Genomic DNA, 15,422 nt, shown 5'->3' on the forward strand with positions numbered 1-15,422 from the left:
GAAGGATTTTCCGTGTCCCAGCACGGGAAATCCTTCACGATCACGGCGCGGGGGTCAGGCGGTCTTCTTCGCCCGCGTGGTCTTCTTGGCCGCCGTCTTCTTCGCGGCGGGCTCGGCCTTCTTGGCCAGCTCGGCCTTCTTGGCCGGCTCCGCCTTCTTCGCTGCCGCCTGCTTTGCCGGCGCGGCCTTCTTGGCGGCGGTCTTCCCTGCCGGTGGCGCCTTTTTCGCCGGAGCGGCCTTCTTGGTGGCCGACCGGGCCGAGCTGATCGGGGTCGGCTCGCCGGCACCGGCACCGGTCTCGCCGCGGGCGCTGCGGGCGCGCTCCACCGAGGCGCGCAGCGCGGCCATCAGGTCGATGGCGCCGCTGGGCGCCGGCTCCTCCTCCTCGGGGGCGACGACCTCGCGACCGGCGACCTTGGCGTCGATGACCTCCTGTAGCGCCACCCGGTAGTTGTCGGTGTACTGGTCGGGGTCGAAGTCCGCCGCCATGGACTCGATCAGCGAGCCGGCCATCGCCAGCTCGGCCGGCCGGGCCTGCACGTCGTCGTCGAGGAATTCGAACTCGGGCCTGCGCACCTCGTCGGGCCACAGCATGGTGTTGAGGACCAGTACGTCGTCGCGTACCCGCAGCGTGGCGAGCTGCTCGCGCTGGCGCAGCGCCACTTTGACGATCGCCACCCGGTCGGTGCGGGTCAGGGCGTCGCGCAGCAGCACGTACGGCTTGATGGCGGAGCCGTCGGGCTCCAGGTAGTACGACTTGGCGTACAGGATCGGGTCGACCTGCTCGGCGGGTACGAACTCGAGCACGTCGATCGCGCGGCTGGTGGACAGCGGCAGGTCGGTGAAGTCCTCGTCGGTCAGGATCACCAGTTCGCCGCCGCCGAGGTCGTACCCCTTGGCGATGTCGTCGTAGGTGACCTCCCTGCCGCACACCGAGCAGGTCCGCTTGTACCGGATCCGGCCGCCGTCCTCGCGGTGGACCTGATGGAAGCGGATGTCCTTCTCCTCGGTGGCCGAGTAGAGCTTGACCGAGATCGACACCAACCCGAAAGAGACCGCCCCCTTCCAGATGGACCGCATGCCGTAAACCCCCTTCAACCCGCCCGCAACGCCCCCGGTGGCGGCCGTCGATGGCAACCTACCCTGCCGACGGGTCGTCATACGTCCCCTGAGCAGGCAACATGTTCAGGATTGCATTGTTAAGGCACCTTGCGCGATCTATTCATCGCACTGATCTACATCGACGGTTGGCAGTAACATCTGAGGGTGTCCAGCTCGCCATTTGCGCCCATGCTCGCGACCGCCGGGGCGCTGCCCACGGGGCCGGGCTGGGGATATGAGCTCAAATGGGACGGTGTTCGCGCGATCGCCGTCTGCGGCGGCGCGTCCGCCCGGTTCTACGGCCGCCGCGGCAACGACATCACCGCAGGGTACCCGGAGCTCGCCGGCCTCGCCGACGTCGGCGACGCGGTCCTCGACGGTGAGATCGTCGTCATGGACGCCGCCGGTCGGCCGTCGTTCCGCGACCTGGCGGAGCGGATGCACGTGCGTAACCACCACAAGGCCGCCCGGCTCGCCGCGAGGGTGCCCGTGTCCTTTCTGATCTTCGACGTGCTGCGGCTGGGCGGTGTGGACCTGCTCGACGTGCCGTACGTGGAGCGCCGCGCCCTGCTGGAGGAGCTGGACCCGGCGGGTGAGCGGTGGCTGGTGCCACCGGCGTTCGACGACGGCCCGGCCACCGAAGCGGCCAGCCGGGAGCACGGGCTGGAAGGGGTGGTGGCCAAGCGGCTGGCGGCGCCGTACCGGCCGGGGCTGCGCTCGCCGGACTGGGTCAAGGTCAAGGCCGAGCAGACCGGTGACTTCGTCGTGGGTGGCTGGCGTCCGGGGGTCCGCGCGATCGGTGGCCTGCTGGTCGGCGTACCGGGGCGGGATGGCGTGATTTTCCGGGGCCGGGTGGGCGGTGGCATCTCCGACGGGGCGCACCGGCAGCTGCTCGAGGTGCTGCGGCCCCTGGTCGTCGCCGATCCGCCGTTCGCGCAGGCGCTGCCCCGCGAGGATTCGCGCGGCGCGATGTGGGTACGACCGCAGGTGGTGGTGGAGATCAGGTTTGCGCAGCGTACCCTCGACGGGCGCCTGCGGTTCCCCCGGTTTCTCCGGCTGCGTCCGGACAAGGCCCCGGAAGATGTGGTCGATGAGTAGGCGGGTTCTGGTCAAGGTGGACGGTCGGGAGCTCGAGCTGTCCAACCTGGACAAGGTGCTCTATCCGGAGGCCGGCTTCACCAAGGGCGAGATCATCGACTATTACACGCGGATCGCGCCGGTGCTCCTGCCGCATCTGCGGGACCGTGCGTTGACCCGCATCCGGTACCCCAACGGAGTCGCCGCCAAAGGATTCTTCGAGAAGAACGCCCCCGAGGGCACCCCCGACTGGGTACACCTGGAGCGCCTGCCCGCACCCGGCTCCAGCAAGGGCCGCGCGATGATCGACTACGTCATCTGCGACGACCTGCCGACGCTGGTGTGGCTGGCCAACCTCGCCGCGCTGGAGCTGCACACCCCGCAGTGGCGGGTCGGCGCCACCGGTCCGGACCTGCTGGTGGTCGACCTGGATCCGGGGCCGCCGGCCGGGATCCGGGAGTGCTGCGCGGTGGCGCTGCTCATGCGCGAGCGCCTGGCCGCCGACGGCATCGACGCGTACCCGAAGACCTCCGGCAAGAAGGGCATGCAGCTGGCCTGTCCCATCTCGGGTGAGCAGCCGGCCGACGAGGTCAGCGCGTACGCCCGGCGGATCGCGCAGGAGCTGGAGCGCGCCGAGCCCGGACTGATCGTGTCGCGGATGACCCGCAGCCTGCGCCCCGGCAAGGTCTTCATCGACTGGAGCCAGAACAACGCGGCGAAGACGACGGTCACCCCGTACTCGCTGCGCGCCCAGCCGACCCCGACCGTGTCGGCTCCGCTGCGCTGGGCCGAGGTCGAGTCCGGGAAGGTGGTGCCGGCCACGCTGACCGCGGCGGCGGTGCTCACGCGCGTCGACACGTACGGCGACCTGATGGGGGCGCTGTGTGAGCCCGGTCCCCGTGTGCCTACTTGACCGTTTCGTACGCAATTACTACGTTATACGATCATGGGTCCCGGTAACGGCCGCATGAGCGCCGCCGAACGGCGCGAAGCGGTACTGCGCGCCGCGCAGATCGAGTTCGGCGCCGGCGGGTACGCGGGCACGAGCACCGAAACGATCGCCCGCCGGGTCGGGGTCTCCCAGCCGTACCTCTTCCGCCTCTTCCCGTCGAAGAAGGCGCTCTTCCTGGCGACCGTCGACCGCTGCTTCGCCTACCTGCGGGAGCTGTTCGAGCGGGCCGCGAACGACCGGACCGGCGACGAGGCGCTCGACGCGCTCGGCCAGGCCTACAACTCACTGCTCGACAACCGCGAGATCCTGCAGATGCAGCTGCAGACGTGGGCCACCGCCTGCGAGGACGCCGACGTGCGGGCGCTGGCCCGCCAGCGCCTGTCGGAGCTGTGGCAGCAGATCGAGCGGATCTCCGGTGTCGACCAGCAACAGGTCGTCGCATTCCTGGGCCGGGGCATGTTGCTCAACGTGCTGGCCGCTGTCGGGCTGCCGCGCACCGAGGACGAGCTGGGCGAGGCGCTGGGCGGCGCCGACTGACCGCCGGGTCGGTCGGCGGTTGATCCCTTCGCGCCGCGGGGCGGATGACGCGGAGCCGTCCTGGCTAGGCTGACGGCATGAGTGACCTCCCACCTGCCGGGAACCCCCAGCACACCCAGGCGTACCCGAATCCGGGAATGGTCCTCGCCGCGGCGCCCCCGCCGCCCGGGCGGCTGAACTGGCGCCGTGGCCTGCCGCTCGCCGGCGTGATCGCGCTGATCGCGGTGTGCGGCCTCGGCGTGCTGACGTACGTCGGCTGGGAGATCGGCCCGCTCGCCCTCACGATCGGCATCGTGGCGGCGATCCTGCCGGTACCGGTGCTGGTCTTCTGTTTCCTCTGGCTCGACCGCTACGAGCCGGAACCGGTCAGGTACCTCGCCTTCTGCTTCGGCTGGGGCGCCTGCGTGGCAACCGCGATCGCCCTCGTCGTCAACACCGTGACGAGCCGGCTGTTCGCGCACTGGGGCCTGCCGGACGGCGTCGTCGCCGTGCTGGTGGCGCCGTTCATCGAGGAGACGATGAAGGCGCTCGGGCCCATCCTGCTGTTCGCCGTGCGGCGCCGCACGTACTCGGGGATGATCGACGCGATCGTCTACTGTGGGCTGTCAGCCACCGGCTTCGCGATGGTGGAGAACATCCTGTACCTCGGCGGGCACGGGTACGCCGAGGCCGCCTCCAAGAACGGACCGCTGGCCGGCGCGACCGCCGTCGTCGCCGTGTTCTTCGCCCGGATCCTCATGAGCGGCTTCGCCCATCCGCTGTTCACCTCGATGACCGGCATCGGGCTCGGCGTCGCCTCCCGCGCCCCCGACCGCCGCGTGCGCTGGCTCGCCCCGCTCGCCGGGCTCATCGTCGCGATGATGCTCCACGGCACCTGGAACCTGATGTCCACGCTGGCCGCCCAGTCGCAGCAGATGCTGATCATGCTGTACGGGTACTTCGCGGTGATGATGCCGATCTTCCTCGGGATGGTCGGCTTCGCCCTGTGGCTGCGCGGCGCCGAGGGGCGGCTGACCGAGCGGGAGGTCGGTGAGTACGTCCGCGCGGGCTGGTTCACCCCGCCGGAGGCCGCCGCGCTGAGCACACTCGGCCGGCGGCTCGCCGCCCGGCGGTGGGCCAGACGGGTCGCCGGCGACGCCGGGGCCAAGGCCATGCGGGCCTACCAGTTCGACGCGACCCGGCTGGCACTGCTGCGCGACGGCATGCGCCGCGGCGTCGGCCTGGAGCCGGACGAGGTCGCCGAGACCCTGGCCGAAGAGCGCCGCCTGCTCGCCGCCATCGAGGCGTACCGCAGGGTCTTCACCGGCCGGGACCCGTACGCGCCCCGCGCGGTCTGGGACGGCCGGCGCTATCACGTGAGCTTCCCCGACGGCACCGTACGCGCGCTGGACGCGCCCGAGCAGCCGGTCGTGCCGGCGCCCGTGGTGCTCGTGCCCGCCGGGCCGCCGCCGGGGCAGCCCCTCCCGGGCCATCCGGGGCCCGGGGCGGCCGGCTACGGTCCGTCCGGTGCGCCGTTCTACAGGTAGAGGCCGGTCCCGTCGTTCTCCACGCGGCGAGCGGCCACCGCGTGCACGTCGCGCTCGCGCAGCAGCATGTACGCCTGGCCCTGCAGCTCGACCTCGGAGCGGTCGTCGGGGTCGAACAGGACCCGGTCCCCGGTGACGACCGAGCGCACGTGCGGCCCGACCCCGACGGTCGTGGCCCACGCCAGCCGGCGCCCGACGGCGGCGGTGGCGGGGATGACGATGCCCGCGGCCGAGCGTCGCTCACCCTCACCGTTTTCCAGGCGGACGAGGACGCGGTCGTGGAGCAGTCGAATGGGCAGACCGTTGGCGGTGTCGGTGGATGATGGCGCGGCAGTCACGAAGAGGACGGTACCTCGCCGCGGGTGTTTCACGGCCCGGCAGGTGTGCCTCCAACCGTTACCGTGTACCGGGAGGAGGTTGCGGTGGGGCAGATGGATCACGTACGCGCGCGGGTACGTCGGGCGTACACGGCGATGCGCGCCACTCGTGAGCTGCAGTCCGCCGACCATCGCGCGGGCGCCGCGAAGCGTGTGGAGGCCGCGCCGTCGGCCGGGACCGCGCCGTCGGTCGAGGCTACGTCGGTGACCCCGGCCGCACCGCCGGGTCCGGCCACGCCGGTCGGCACCGACAGCGCCCCTGACGTGCCCCGTGGCCTGCGGATCGCGACCGCCTGGGCCTGGCGGCTCCTGGTCCTGGCCGGCGCGGCGGCGCTGGTGTTGTGGCTGGTCAGCCAGCTGAGGGACGTCCTCATCCCGCTGAGCATCGCGCTGTTGTTGTCGGCGCTGCTGGCGCCGTCGGTGAGCTGGCTGCGCCGGGCTGTCCGGCTTCCCCGGTCCCTCGCGGTCGCCGTCGTGCTCATCGCCGGCATCGCGGCCGTCGGGGGTGTGCTGACCCTGGTGGTGACGCAGTTCGTCAGCTCCTTCCCGGCGCTGGCGGGCAGCGCCACCGCCGGGATCCGGACCATTCAGAGCAGTCTGCGCAACGGCCCGCTGCACCTGTCCAACGACCAGTTCAACGGCATCGCGGACACGGCGCAGCGGTGGCTGGACACCCACCGGGACACGCTGACGACCGGGGCGCTGACGACGGCCACCACCGCGGTGGACGTCCTGGCGTCCGCGCTGCTGGTGCTGTTCAGCACCTTCTTCTTCCTGCGCGACGGCCGGCGGATCTGGGAGTTCGTGGTCGGCCTGCTGCCCCCGGTCGCGCGCAGCTCGCTGGGTACGGCCGGCGAGGCGGGCTGGGGCACCCTGGTGTCGTACGTGCGCGCCACCGTCCTCGTGGCGTTCATCGACGCGGTCGGGATCGGCCTCGGACTGGCCATCCTGCGGGTGCAGTTGGCGTTTCCCCTCGCCGCGCTGGTCTTCCTCGGCGCGTTCGTGCCGATCGTCGGCGCGACCGTGTCCGGTGCGGTGGCCGTGCTGGTGGCCCTGGTCACCGACGGTTGGGTGAGCGCCGTCGTCGTGCTGGCCGTCGTCGTGGGCGTGCAGCAGTTGGAGGGCCACGTGCTCCAGCCGCTGATCATGGGGCGGGCGGTGGCGATCCACCCGCTCGCGGTCATCGTCGCGATCGCGACCGGCCTGATCCTCGCCGGCATCATCGGCGCACTGGTGGCGGTGCCGCTCGTTGCCGTTCTCAACACCGGCATTCGCAGCCTTCTCGGCCACCACCACCACCATCACGGTGAGCAGGCACCGTAAGGAGCTCGGACGCTCGCGCGGCCGATAAGCCCCGGGGGCGGCGCGCTAGGCGGAGCCGAGCCGTTTGAGGGCGGCCCGCACCACGTCCGGCTTGGTCGTGTACCAGAACGGGGGGAGCGTTCGCCGCAGGAACCCGCCGTAGCCCTTCGCCGTCTCCAGGCGGGAGTCCAGGACCGCCACCACACCTCGGTCATCCGCCGCCCGGATCAGCCGACCGGCGCCCTGGGCCAGGCGTACGGCGGCGATCGGCACGCTGACCGACGCGAAGCCCGAGCCGCCGGCCGCGTCGACGGCCGCGGACCGGGCCGCCGCGAGCGGCTCGTCCGGCCGCGGGAACGGCAGCCGGTCGATGATGACCAGCTGGCAGGCGTCCCCCGGCACGTCGACGCCCTGCCACAGCGACATGACGCCGAGCAGGCAGCTGTTGCGGTCGGACCGGAAGCGGCGGACGAGCAGCGGCAGCGCCTCGTCGCCCTGCAACAGGACGGTCAGGTCGGTCCGGTCGCGCAGGACCTCCGCCGCCCGTTCGGCCGCCCGGCGGCTGGAGAAGAGGCCGAGGGTGCGCCCGCCGAGAGCCTCGACCAGGCCGACCATCTCCTCGGCCGCCGCCTCCGACAGGCCGGAGGTGGTCGGGCGCGGCAGGTGGGCGGCGACGTACAGGATGCCCTGGCGGGCGTAGTCGAACGGGGAACCGACGTCGAGCGAGGTCCACTCGGTTTCTTCATCAAGGCCCAGGGACTTGGCGACGGTGTCGAACTTGCCGCCCAGCGCGAGCGTCGCGGACGCGGCGACGACGGTCCGCTCGTCGTAAAGGTGCGTGGCGAGGGTGCCGGCGACCGACAGCGGGGCGACCACGGCGGCGCGCCGACCGCGCTCGTCCTTCTCGACCCACGCGACGTCGTGCGGGGAGAACTCGAGCAGCCGCTGTGCGGTGTTGGACAGGTCGGTGAGCACCGTCTTCGCCTGCTGCTTGCGGACCGGGTCCGGATCGTCGGCCTTGACCTCGCCGATGCCGTCGAGGCAGCGCCGGGTCGCCCGGTCGAGCAGCGTCAGCGCCTCGGCGAGCGGCGTGGGAAGGCCGGCGGTGAGCCGCCCCGCGGGCACGTCGGCGAGGCCGACCGTGAGCGCGTCGCCCGCTTCGACCAGCGACTCGTAGCTCGCGTCGTCGATATGGGTCCGGGTGCGCCGGGCCGCCCGGTCCAGCGCGTCGGGCGTCAGCTCGGCCTGGGCCGCCGAGGAGACCCGGTCGGCCAGCTCGTGAGCCTCGTCGATGACGAGCAGCTTGTGTGGGGGGAGGATGTTGCGACCGGCCAGCATGTCGATGGCGAGCAGGCTGTGGTTGGTGATGACGATGTCGGCTTCCCGCGCCCGCTGCCGGGCCGCCTCGGCGAAGCACTCCGCCCCGTACGGGCAGCGGGCGGCCCCGACGCACTCGCGCGCCGGCATCGACGCCAGTCGCCATGCCGAATCGTCGACGCCCGGATCGAGCTCGTCGCGGTCGCCGGTGTCGGTCTCCATCGCCCACTCGCGCAGGCGCTGGATCTGTTTGCCCAGCCGGCCCGCCTCGCCGAGCCATCGGGTGCCGCCACCTTCCGAATCGAAGAGGGTGTCCCCGGGCTCGTCGGCCGAACTGTTGTCCAACCGGGCCATGCACACGTAGTGGTGACGGCCCTTGAGGACCGCGAACGTGGGCCGACGGCCCAGCAACGGCTCGACGGCCTCCGCCAGCCGGGGCAGATCGTGGTCGACGAGCTGCGACTGCAGCGCGAGCGTCGCGGTGGACACGACCACCGGTCCGTCGACGAGCAGGGCCGGGACCAGATAGCCCAGGGACTTGCCGGTGCCCGTGCCGGCCTGCACCAGCAGGTGTTCGCCGGACTCCGCGGCGCGCGCCACCGCTTCGGCCATCGACCGCTGGCCGGGGCGATCGATCCCGCCGGGCACCGCACCGACAGCGGCGGCCAGCAGTTCGGTTACGCCGGGCCCGTCGCGGCGGGTGCGGCGGGCGGAGGGGCTTGCGGTCGCGGCGGTCACGGGAACGCAGGCTACCCGGTTGCTGTGACTGATCCCGGCCTATCCACAGCGTGGCGGTAGTTATCCACAGGACAGATCAACATTCCGTGTCAGGTTGTGCGCTCCGCGTACGCTTGGCATGGTGACTTCCGGTCGTGTTCGCGGAACGCGTGTTAACCGGATCGTGCACAATCCGTAGATGTCGGTCGATGTGTGCTTCACGGCATGTTCCTCCAGCCATGCTGATCGATAAGGTGGACTCGTGACAGGCGATCTCGTACGGGTGGTGTATCGCAAGTACGACGGCTCGTTGCACTGGAACCAGCCGGGTCGTCTGCTGGGTGAGGACGAGTTCGGGGTGTGGGTCGGTGGCGCGGCCGGCACGCCGGTGTCGCGGGGGGAGCAGCGCGTCAATCCGGCCGAGCACGACCACGTCATGCTGTTCCCGCGCAACGGCTGGTGGACCGGGCTGTTCAACGCCGCACCGCACCGCACCGACGTCTACTGCGACATCACCACCGTGCCGACCTGGCCCACGCCCGACGTGGTCACCATGGTCGATCTCGACCTGGACGTGCGGCGCCGCCGGACCGGAGTGGTCCAGATCCTCGACGAGGACGAGTTCGCCGTCCACCAGGTGCGGTACGGATACCCGCCGGAGGTCATCAACGAGGCGTGGGCCGCCGCCGAGTGGCTGGCCACCGCGCTGACCGATCGCATCGAGCCGTTCGACACGGTCTATCAGCGCTGGCTCGACGTCGTGGCGAGAGATTTCGGACAGATCAACGTGGCGTGACGTAGGACACGTCACACTGCGGCGTGCGTCCGCGTCCTCCGAGGGAGAGACCATCCACCGGGAGGACTGTGATGCCCCGCATACCGCTGTTGACCGACGCGCAGGTCGGGTGGGTCACCCGCGCCTTCATCTTCCGTGCCGCCCGTCGCCGCTTCCGCGAGGTGCCCGAACCGCTGCGCGCCGCGGCCAACCACCGCGGCCTGATGTGGACCTATGCGGTGCACGAACTGATGGTCGACCGGGTGGCCCGGCGGCTCGATCCGGCCCTGCACGACATCGTCGTGCACCGCGTGGCCACCCGCGTCGGATGCTCGTGGTGCGTCGATTTCGGCACGATGCTCGCGCTGCACCGGGGGCTGTCCGTGGAGCGGCACCGTGAGTTGGATCACTACCGCGAGTCGTCGGCTTTCACCGCGGCGGAGAAGGTGGCCCTGGAGTACGCCGACGCCATGACCGCCCAGCCCATGGACGTCACCGACGAACTCGTCGAACGCGTCCGCGCCCACGTCGGCGACCCCGGCCTGGTCGAGCTGACGTACCTGATCGCGTTGGAGAACATGCGCGCGCGTACCAACCACGCGCTGGGGCTCACGGCACAGGGGTACACCAGCGGCGACGCCTGCCCGCTGCCGTTCGACGAGCAGATCAGGCGGGCGGCCCCGGCGGGGGCGTGAGCGCGGCGCGGGCCGGCTCGGTCCGCGGTACCCGAGCCAGCTTCGCCGGGTTGAGCTGGTCGTAGACGGCCGTGATCCGGCCGTCCGCGACCGTGAAGGCCATGACCAGCCGGAGCGTCTGCCCGTTGGGGTACGTCGTCTCGGCCAGCAGGCCCAGATCTCCGTTGACGAGCACGGGCTCGGCCACCGTCTCGTTGCGCGCGGCCTGGCGGAACAGCCCCAGCAGGAACCGCGCGACCCGCAGCCGGCCGGTGACCGGTGTGCGGGTGGCCGGGCCCACCCCGCCGCCGTCGCCGGTGACGACCACCTCCGGGGCGAGCACCGCGAGCAGCCCGTCGAGGTCGCCGCTGCCGGCCGCCGCCATGAAGGCGGCCAGCACCCGCTGCTGCTCGGCACGGTCCGCGCTGTGCCGCCGCACGCCGGAGTCGGCCACGGCCCGGCGGGCCCGCGAGGCGAGCTGACGGGCGGCGGCCACGGTGGTGTCGAGCGTGGTGGCGATCTCGTCGAACGGCACCGCGAACACGTCGTGCAGGACGAACGCGACCCGCTGCTCGGGGCTGAGCCGTTCGAGGACGGTGAGCAGGGCCAGGCTCACCTCGTCGGTACGGGCGACCGCGTCCGCCGGGTCCGGCCAGTCCGACGGCAGCCGGGTGACGATCGGCTCGGGCAGCCAGGAGCCGACGTACGCCTCCCGGCGTACCCGGGCGGACCGCAGCACGTCCAGGCAGATCCGGGTGGTGACGGTGGTGAGCCACCCGCGCAGGTCGGCGATGTCGGACCGGTCGGCCGCGGCGTAGCGCAGCCACGCCTCCTGGACGGCGTCCTCCGCCTCGGCACGGCTGCCGAGCAGCCGGTACGCCACCGCCTCCAGGTGGGCGCGGTGCGCGTCGAACCCGTCCCCGTACCCGGCGGGCCGAGCCGCCCCGGCCCGGTCGTCGACCTCGTCCACGGGGCCCCCTCCTCGCGGCGTCACGGCGTCCTCCGACAGGACGCGTTCGCGCCCTGCAATGTGACGCGATCAGCCGAATCCGTCAATCTTCGGAGCGTATCCGCGTAGGCCGGCGCAGGAGCCGCCCCGGCGTTGCCTACCATTCGTGCAGGTTCAACGCGAACTACTGCATCCCCCAGCCCCCGTGACGAGGTCAGTCGTGCGATTCAAGTTGCGTCCGAGCGATGACGCGTTCTACGAGTACTTCAGCAAGGCCGCGGCGAACCTGGTCCGGGGTACCGCGCTGCTCAACGAGCTTGCCCTGCCCGACGCCGACGTGCAGTCGATCAGCGAGCGGCTGACCGAGGTCGAGCACGACAGCGACGCGGTCACCCACGAGCTGTACAACAAGATCAATACCACGTTCATCACGCCGTTCGACCGGGAGGACATCTACCGGCTCGGCTCCCTGCTCGACGACGTCATGGACCACATCGAGGCGGTCGGCAACCTGCTCTACCTGTACGGCCTGACCAAGATGCCGGCGCTGCCCCGTGAGATGCACGAGATCTTCGACGTGCTCGACCAGCAGGCCAAGCTGACCGCGGACGCGATGCCGCGCCTGAAGAGCATGAAGGACCTGCGCGACTACTGGGTCGAGTGCAACCGGCTGGAGAACGACGGCGACCGCGCCTACCGGATGCTGCTGGTGCGCCTGTTCTCGGGTGAGTTCGACGCGCTCACCGTGCTGAAGATGAAGGAGGTCGCCGACGAGCTGGAGGCGGCCTGCGACGCGTTCGAGCACGTGGCCAACACCGTCGAGACCATCGCGGTCAAGGAGTCCTGACCGAGGTGGAATTTCTCGCGGTCGCCATCGTGATCATCTTCGCGATGGGCTTCAACTACACCAACGGTTTCCACGACGCGGCAAACGCCATCGCGACCTCGGTCTCCACCCGGGCGCTCACGCCCCGCGTGGCGCTCGGCGTCGCGGCGGTCGGAAACCTGGTCGGCTCGTTCTTCGGCGCCAAGGTGGCGAGTACGGTCGGCAAGGGGATCATCGACCCGCCGACCGGTACGAAGGGTCTCGGCGTGGTGCTCGCGGCCCTCGTCGGCGCCATCGTCTGGAACCTGATCACCTGGTACTTCGGTATCCCCTCCTCGTCGTCGCACGCCCTCGTCGGCGGCCTGGTCGGGGCCACGTTCTTCGCGCCGCACAGCCAGATCTTCTGGAAGGGCATCTACGAGAAGGTCGTCGTTCCGATGGTCGTCTCGCCGATCGTCGGCCTCATCCTCGGGTTCATCGTGATGCTCGCGGTGATGTGGCTGTTCCGCCGGGGGAACCCGGGGATCCTCAGCCGCGGCTTCCGGCACGCCCAGACGCTCTCGGCGACCGCGATGGCGCTCGGCCACGGCATGCAGGACGCGGCCAAGACGATGGGCATCGTCGTGCTGGCGCTGGTGACCGGCGGCTTTCACAAGGGCGCCTCGATCCCGGTGTGGGTGTACTTCCTGACCGCCGGCGTGATGGCGTTGGGCACCTACGGCGGCGGCTGGCGGATCATCCGTACCCTCGGCCGGAAGGTCATCGACCTCGACCCGCCGCAGGGCTTCGCGGCCGAGGCCACGGCGAGTGCCGTCCTGTACCTGGCGGCCTGGAAGGGCCTGCCGATCTCGACCACGCACACGATCACGTCATCGATCATGGGTGTCGGTTCGACGAAGCGGGTGACCGCCGTGCGCTGGAACGTCGCCGGCAACATCGTGGTGGCGTGGGTGCTGACCTTCCCGGCGGCGGCCGCGGTCGCCGCCGTGGCGTACTTCGTGATCCGGCCGCTGTTCAACTGAGGTCTCAGCTGAGGTACTCGACGCCGATCCGCTCGCGGACGGCGTCGAGGGTCGCCATCACGGCGAGGGTTTCGGCCAGCGGAGCGACGGGGCTCTCCGGCAGCCCCTCGCGCAGGCAGCGCTGCACCTCGGCCGCCTCGAAGTGGTAGCCGACGCCCTCGAACGGCGTGGGGACGTACTCCGGCTCCGCCCCGACCCGTACGAGCGTGAAGCCGCTGGGCCGGTAGAAGTCGCGGGCCAGTTCGATGCGGCCCAGGGTGCCGGTGATGGCCGCCGTGTGGGGCGTGTCGCCGACGAGGGAGCAGGTCAGGGCGGCGAGTGCGCCGGAGGCGTACCCGAAGATCATGCCTGTGTTCTCGTCGACGCCCTCGGGTGTCAGCCGCGCCCAGGCCTCGATCCGGTCCGGGGCGCCGAGCATGAGGTGCGCGAGTGTGACCGGGTAGACGCCGACGTCCAGCAGGGCGCCGCCGCCCAGTTCCGGCGCGCGGAGCCGGTGCGTGACGTCGGGCGGCGCGGACAGGCCGAAGTCCGCGCTCACGGTGGTCACGTCGCCGATCGCGCCGTCCGCGACGAGGCCGCAGATCGTGTGGAGCGCCGGGAAGCAGCGCATCCACATGGCCTCCATGAGGAAGACGCCGCCGGTACGGGCGGCCTCGACCAGCTCTTCGGCCTGGGCGAGGGTGAGGGTGAGCGGCTTCTCGCACAGCACGGCCTTGCCCGCGCGCAGGCAGGTCAGGCTGGCCTCGTGGTGCGCCGCGTGCGGCGTGGCCACGTAGATGACGTCGAGGTCCGGGTCCGCGGCGAGCTCCGCCCAGCTGCCGTACGCGCGGGGAATGCCGTGCGCTGCCGCGAACCGGTCGGCCGCGTCCTGGCTGCGCGAGCCGACGGCGAGGACCTCGGCATCGGGTACCAGCGACAGGTCGGCGACGAAGGAGCGCGCGATGGCGCCGGTAGCGAGGATGCCCCACCGGATCGGGTCCGTCATGTTCCAACCCTAAGCCCTCCAAGATCGCCATCTTGCCGATCTATCGCCGTCTTGCCGATCTGTGTGCCGGTCGGCATTGATCACCGCGAGGGTTAGGCTCGGCTCCGTGGACGCGTATCTCATCGACGCTGTACGGACTCCGTTCGGCAAGCACCGGGGCGGCCTGGCCGGGATCCGCACCGATGACCTCGCCGCCCTGCCGCTGGCGGAGCTGGTCCGCCGCCAGCCGGCGCTGAACCCGGCCACGATCGACGACGTGATCCTCGGTGACACCAATGGCGCCGGTGAGGACAACCGCAACGTCGCCCGGATGGCAGCCCTGCTCGCCGGCCTGCCGCCGTCCGTACCCGCGGTCACCGTCAACCGGTTGTGCGCCTCCGGCGGCGAGGCCATCGTCCAGGCGACCCGGGCGATCCGGGCCGGCGACGCGGACCTGGTGATCGCCGGCGGCGTGGAGAGCATGACCCGGGCACCGTTCGTGCTGCCCAAGCCGGATGTGCCGTTCCCGACCGAGGCGAAGCTGTACCACACCCAGGTCGGCTGGCGGATGGTCAACCCACGCTTTCCCCGGGAGTGGACGGCCAGCCTCGGCGCCTGCGCGGAAGCGGTCGCGCACGACCTCGGCATCACCCGTAACGAGCAGGACGACTGGGCGATGCGCTCGCACCATCTCGCCGCGGCGGCGTGGGAGGCGGGCCTGCACGACGAGTACGTGATGCCGGTCGCCGACGTCAGGCGCGACGAGTCGATCCGGCCGGACACGACGCTCGACAAGCTCGCCGGACTCAAACCGGCGTTCAGCGAATCCGGGTCGGTGACGGCCGGCAACGCGTCCCCGATCAACGACGGTGCGATCGCGGTCCTCGTCGCGTCCGAAGCGCAGACGACCGTGCTGGAGGCCCAGCCGCTCGGCCGGATCGTGGCGGCGGCCACCGTCGCGCTCGAGCCGCACCGGTTCACGTTGGCGCCCGTCGGCGCGATCCGCAAGGTACTGGCCCGCGCCGGCCTGGCGTTCGGCGACATCGCGGTGTGGGAGATCAACGAGGCGTTCGCCGCGATGGTCCTGTCCTGCCTGCAGGAGCTGCCGGAGATCGACCGTGAACTGGTCAACCCGAACGGGGGCGCGATCGCGATCGGCCATCCGCTCGGCGCGTCGGTGCCCCGGGTCGTCGTCGACGCCTGCCGGGAGCTGCGCCGTCGCGGTGGTGGGTACGCCGTCGCCGCCGCCTGTGTGGGCGTCGGCCAGGGGACCGCGATGGTGGTGCGCGTTGACTGAGGCCGTTCC

15 protein-coding genes are annotated in these 15,422 nt (G+C 71.3%); 10 read left to right on the top strand and 5 right to left on the bottom strand.

Annotation, left to right across the window (positions count from 1 at the left end):
- Positions 1-54 precede the first annotated feature (54 nt).
- Positions 55-1,080, bottom strand: coding sequence for a non-homologous end joining protein Ku (gene ku, locus HC031_RS05910; protein ID WP_167924159.1), 1,026 nt, complete (start codon positions 1,078-1,080; stop codon positions 55-57).
- A 186-nt stretch (positions 1,081-1,266) separates the two neighbouring features.
- Here ku and ligD (HC031_RS05915) point away from each other — a divergent pair, with 186 nt between their 5' ends.
- The 4 genes from ligD (HC031_RS05915) (at position 1,267) to HC031_RS05930 (ending at position 5,193) form a co-directional block, all read left to right on the top strand.
- Positions 1,267-2,199: a non-homologous end-joining DNA ligase gene (ligD, locus tag HC031_RS05915; protein ID WP_476704268.1), complete on the top strand. Its 933-nt coding sequence runs from the start codon at positions 1,267-1,269 to the stop codon at positions 2,197-2,199.
- The gene (gene ligD / locus HC031_RS05920; RefSeq protein ID WP_167924160.1) at positions 2,192-3,091 is read left to right on the top strand and encodes a non-homologous end-joining DNA ligase; all 900 of its coding nucleotides are present in this window, start codon (positions 2,192-2,194) and stop codon (positions 3,089-3,091) included. Before ligD (HC031_RS05915) ends, ligD (HC031_RS05920) begins: the two co-directional genes overlap by 8 nt.
- A gap of 33 nt (positions 3,092-3,124) precedes the next feature.
- Positions 3,125-3,667, top strand: coding sequence for a TetR/AcrR family transcriptional regulator (locus HC031_RS05925; RefSeq protein WP_205862326.1), 543 nt, complete (start codon positions 3,125-3,127; stop codon positions 3,665-3,667).
- A gap of 77 nt (positions 3,668-3,744) precedes the next feature.
- Positions 3,745-5,193, top strand: coding sequence for a PrsW family intramembrane metalloprotease (locus HC031_RS05930; protein ID WP_167924161.1), 1,449 nt, complete (start codon positions 3,745-3,747; stop codon positions 5,191-5,193).
- On the opposite strand, the gene HC031_RS05935 is transcribed toward HC031_RS05930, so the two are convergent.
- Positions 5,184-5,531 (bottom strand): co-chaperone GroES, encoded by a 348-nt coding sequence (locus tag HC031_RS05935; protein ID WP_167924162.1) that lies wholly within the window; start codon positions 5,529-5,531, stop codon positions 5,184-5,186. The two genes, HC031_RS05930 and HC031_RS05935, sit on opposite strands and share 10 nt — an antisense overlap.
- 93 nt (positions 5,532-5,624) lie before the next feature.
- Between HC031_RS05935 and HC031_RS05940 the strand changes: the two genes are divergently transcribed.
- On the top strand, positions 5,625-6,893 hold the full coding sequence (locus tag HC031_RS05940; RefSeq protein ID WP_240942184.1) for an AI-2E family transporter: 1,269 nt from the start codon (positions 5,625-5,627) through the stop codon (positions 6,891-6,893).
- Between the two features lie 45 nt (positions 6,894-6,938).
- Here the strand turns inward: HC031_RS05940 and HC031_RS05945 are convergent, their stop codons facing one another.
- A complete protein-coding gene (locus HC031_RS05945; protein WP_240942185.1) occupies positions 6,939-8,801 on the bottom strand; it encodes an ATP-dependent DNA helicase in 1,863 nt (620 codons plus the stop codon).
- Positions 8,802-9,168: 367 nt separating this feature from the next.
- Between HC031_RS05945 and HC031_RS05950 the strand changes: the two genes are divergently transcribed.
- Together HC031_RS05950 and HC031_RS05955 are read left to right on the top strand one after the other, a co-directional pair.
- Complete coding sequence (locus HC031_RS05950) at positions 9,169-9,702, top strand: DUF402 domain-containing protein (protein WP_167924163.1); 534 nt, start codon at positions 9,169-9,171, stop codon at positions 9,700-9,702.
- A 71-nt stretch (positions 9,703-9,773) separates the two neighbouring features.
- On the top strand, positions 9,774-10,376 hold the full coding sequence (locus HC031_RS05955) for a carboxymuconolactone decarboxylase family protein (protein WP_167924164.1): 603 nt from the start codon (positions 9,774-9,776) through the stop codon (positions 10,374-10,376).
- Here the strand turns inward: HC031_RS05955 and sigJ are convergent.
- Positions 10,348-11,325, bottom strand: a complete 978-nt coding sequence (gene sigJ / locus HC031_RS05960; protein ID WP_167924165.1) for an RNA polymerase sigma factor SigJ — start codon at positions 11,323-11,325, stop codon at positions 10,348-10,350. The two genes, HC031_RS05955 and sigJ, sit on opposite strands and share 29 nt — an antisense overlap.
- A gap of 199 nt (positions 11,326-11,524) precedes the next feature.
- Between sigJ and HC031_RS05965 the strand changes: the two genes are divergently transcribed.
- Both HC031_RS05965 and HC031_RS05970 read left to right on the top strand, forming a co-directional pair.
- Positions 11,525-12,151: a DUF47 family protein gene (locus HC031_RS05965; RefSeq protein ID WP_167924166.1), complete on the top strand. Its 627-nt coding sequence runs from the start codon at positions 11,525-11,527 to the stop codon at positions 12,149-12,151.
- Between the two features lie 44 nt (positions 12,152-12,195).
- Positions 12,196-13,152 carry an inorganic phosphate transporter gene (locus HC031_RS05970; RefSeq protein ID WP_167924454.1) on the top strand — a complete coding sequence of 319 codons (957 nt, stop codon included), beginning with the start codon at positions 12,196-12,198 and terminating at the stop codon, positions 13,150-13,152.
- Between the two features lie 4 nt (positions 13,153-13,156).
- On the opposite strand, the gene HC031_RS05975 is transcribed toward HC031_RS05970, so the two are convergent.
- Positions 13,157-14,137, bottom strand: a complete 981-nt coding sequence (locus HC031_RS05975) for a Gfo/Idh/MocA family protein (RefSeq protein ID WP_167924167.1) — start codon at positions 14,135-14,137, stop codon at positions 13,157-13,159.
- Positions 14,138-14,243: 106 nt separating this feature from the next.
- On the opposite strand from HC031_RS05975, the gene HC031_RS05980 reads away from it, so the two are divergent.
- Positions 14,244-15,413, top strand: a complete 1,170-nt coding sequence (locus HC031_RS05980; protein WP_167924168.1) for an acetyl-CoA C-acyltransferase — start codon at positions 14,244-14,246, stop codon at positions 15,411-15,413.
- The last annotated feature ends 9 nt before the right edge of the window (positions 15,414-15,422 follow it).

This window comes from Planosporangium thailandense (assembly GCF_011947195.1).
In the GTDB taxonomy this organism is placed as follows: domain Bacteria; phylum Actinomycetota; class Actinomycetes; order Mycobacteriales; family Micromonosporaceae; genus Planosporangium; species Planosporangium thailandense.

Bases quoted from the DNA above. Each gene is read 5' to 3' on its own strand.
- HC031_RS05930 (WP_167924161.1), top strand. From the start codon at position 3,745: ATGAGTGACCTCCCACCTGCCGGGAACCCCCAGCACACCCAGGCGTAC.
- HC031_RS05975 (WP_167924167.1), bottom strand. From the start codon at position 14,137: ATGACGGACCCGATCCGGTGGGGCATCCTCGCTACCGGCGCCATCGCG.
- HC031_RS05945 (WP_240942185.1), bottom strand. From the start codon at position 8,801: ATGGCCGAAGCGGTGGCGCGCGCCGCGGAGTCCGGCGAACACCTGCTG.
- HC031_RS05940 (WP_240942184.1), top strand. From the start codon at position 5,625: ATGGATCACGTACGCGCGCGGGTACGTCGGGCGTACACGGCGATGCGC.
- ku (WP_167924159.1), bottom strand. From the start codon at position 1,080: ATGCGGTCCATCTGGAAGGGGGCGGTCTCTTTCGGGTTGGTGTCGATC.
- ligD (WP_167924160.1), top strand. From the start codon at position 2,192: ATGAGTAGGCGGGTTCTGGTCAAGGTGGACGGTCGGGAGCTCGAGCTG.
- HC031_RS05925 (WP_205862326.1), top strand. From the start codon at position 3,125: ATGGGTCCCGGTAACGGCCGCATGAGCGCCGCCGAACGGCGCGAAGCG.
- HC031_RS05955 (WP_167924164.1), top strand. From the start codon at position 9,774: ATGCCCCGCATACCGCTGTTGACCGACGCGCAGGTCGGGTGGGTCACC.
- HC031_RS05970 (WP_167924454.1), top strand. From the start codon at position 12,196: ATGGGCTTCAACTACACCAACGGTTTCCACGACGCGGCAAACGCCATC.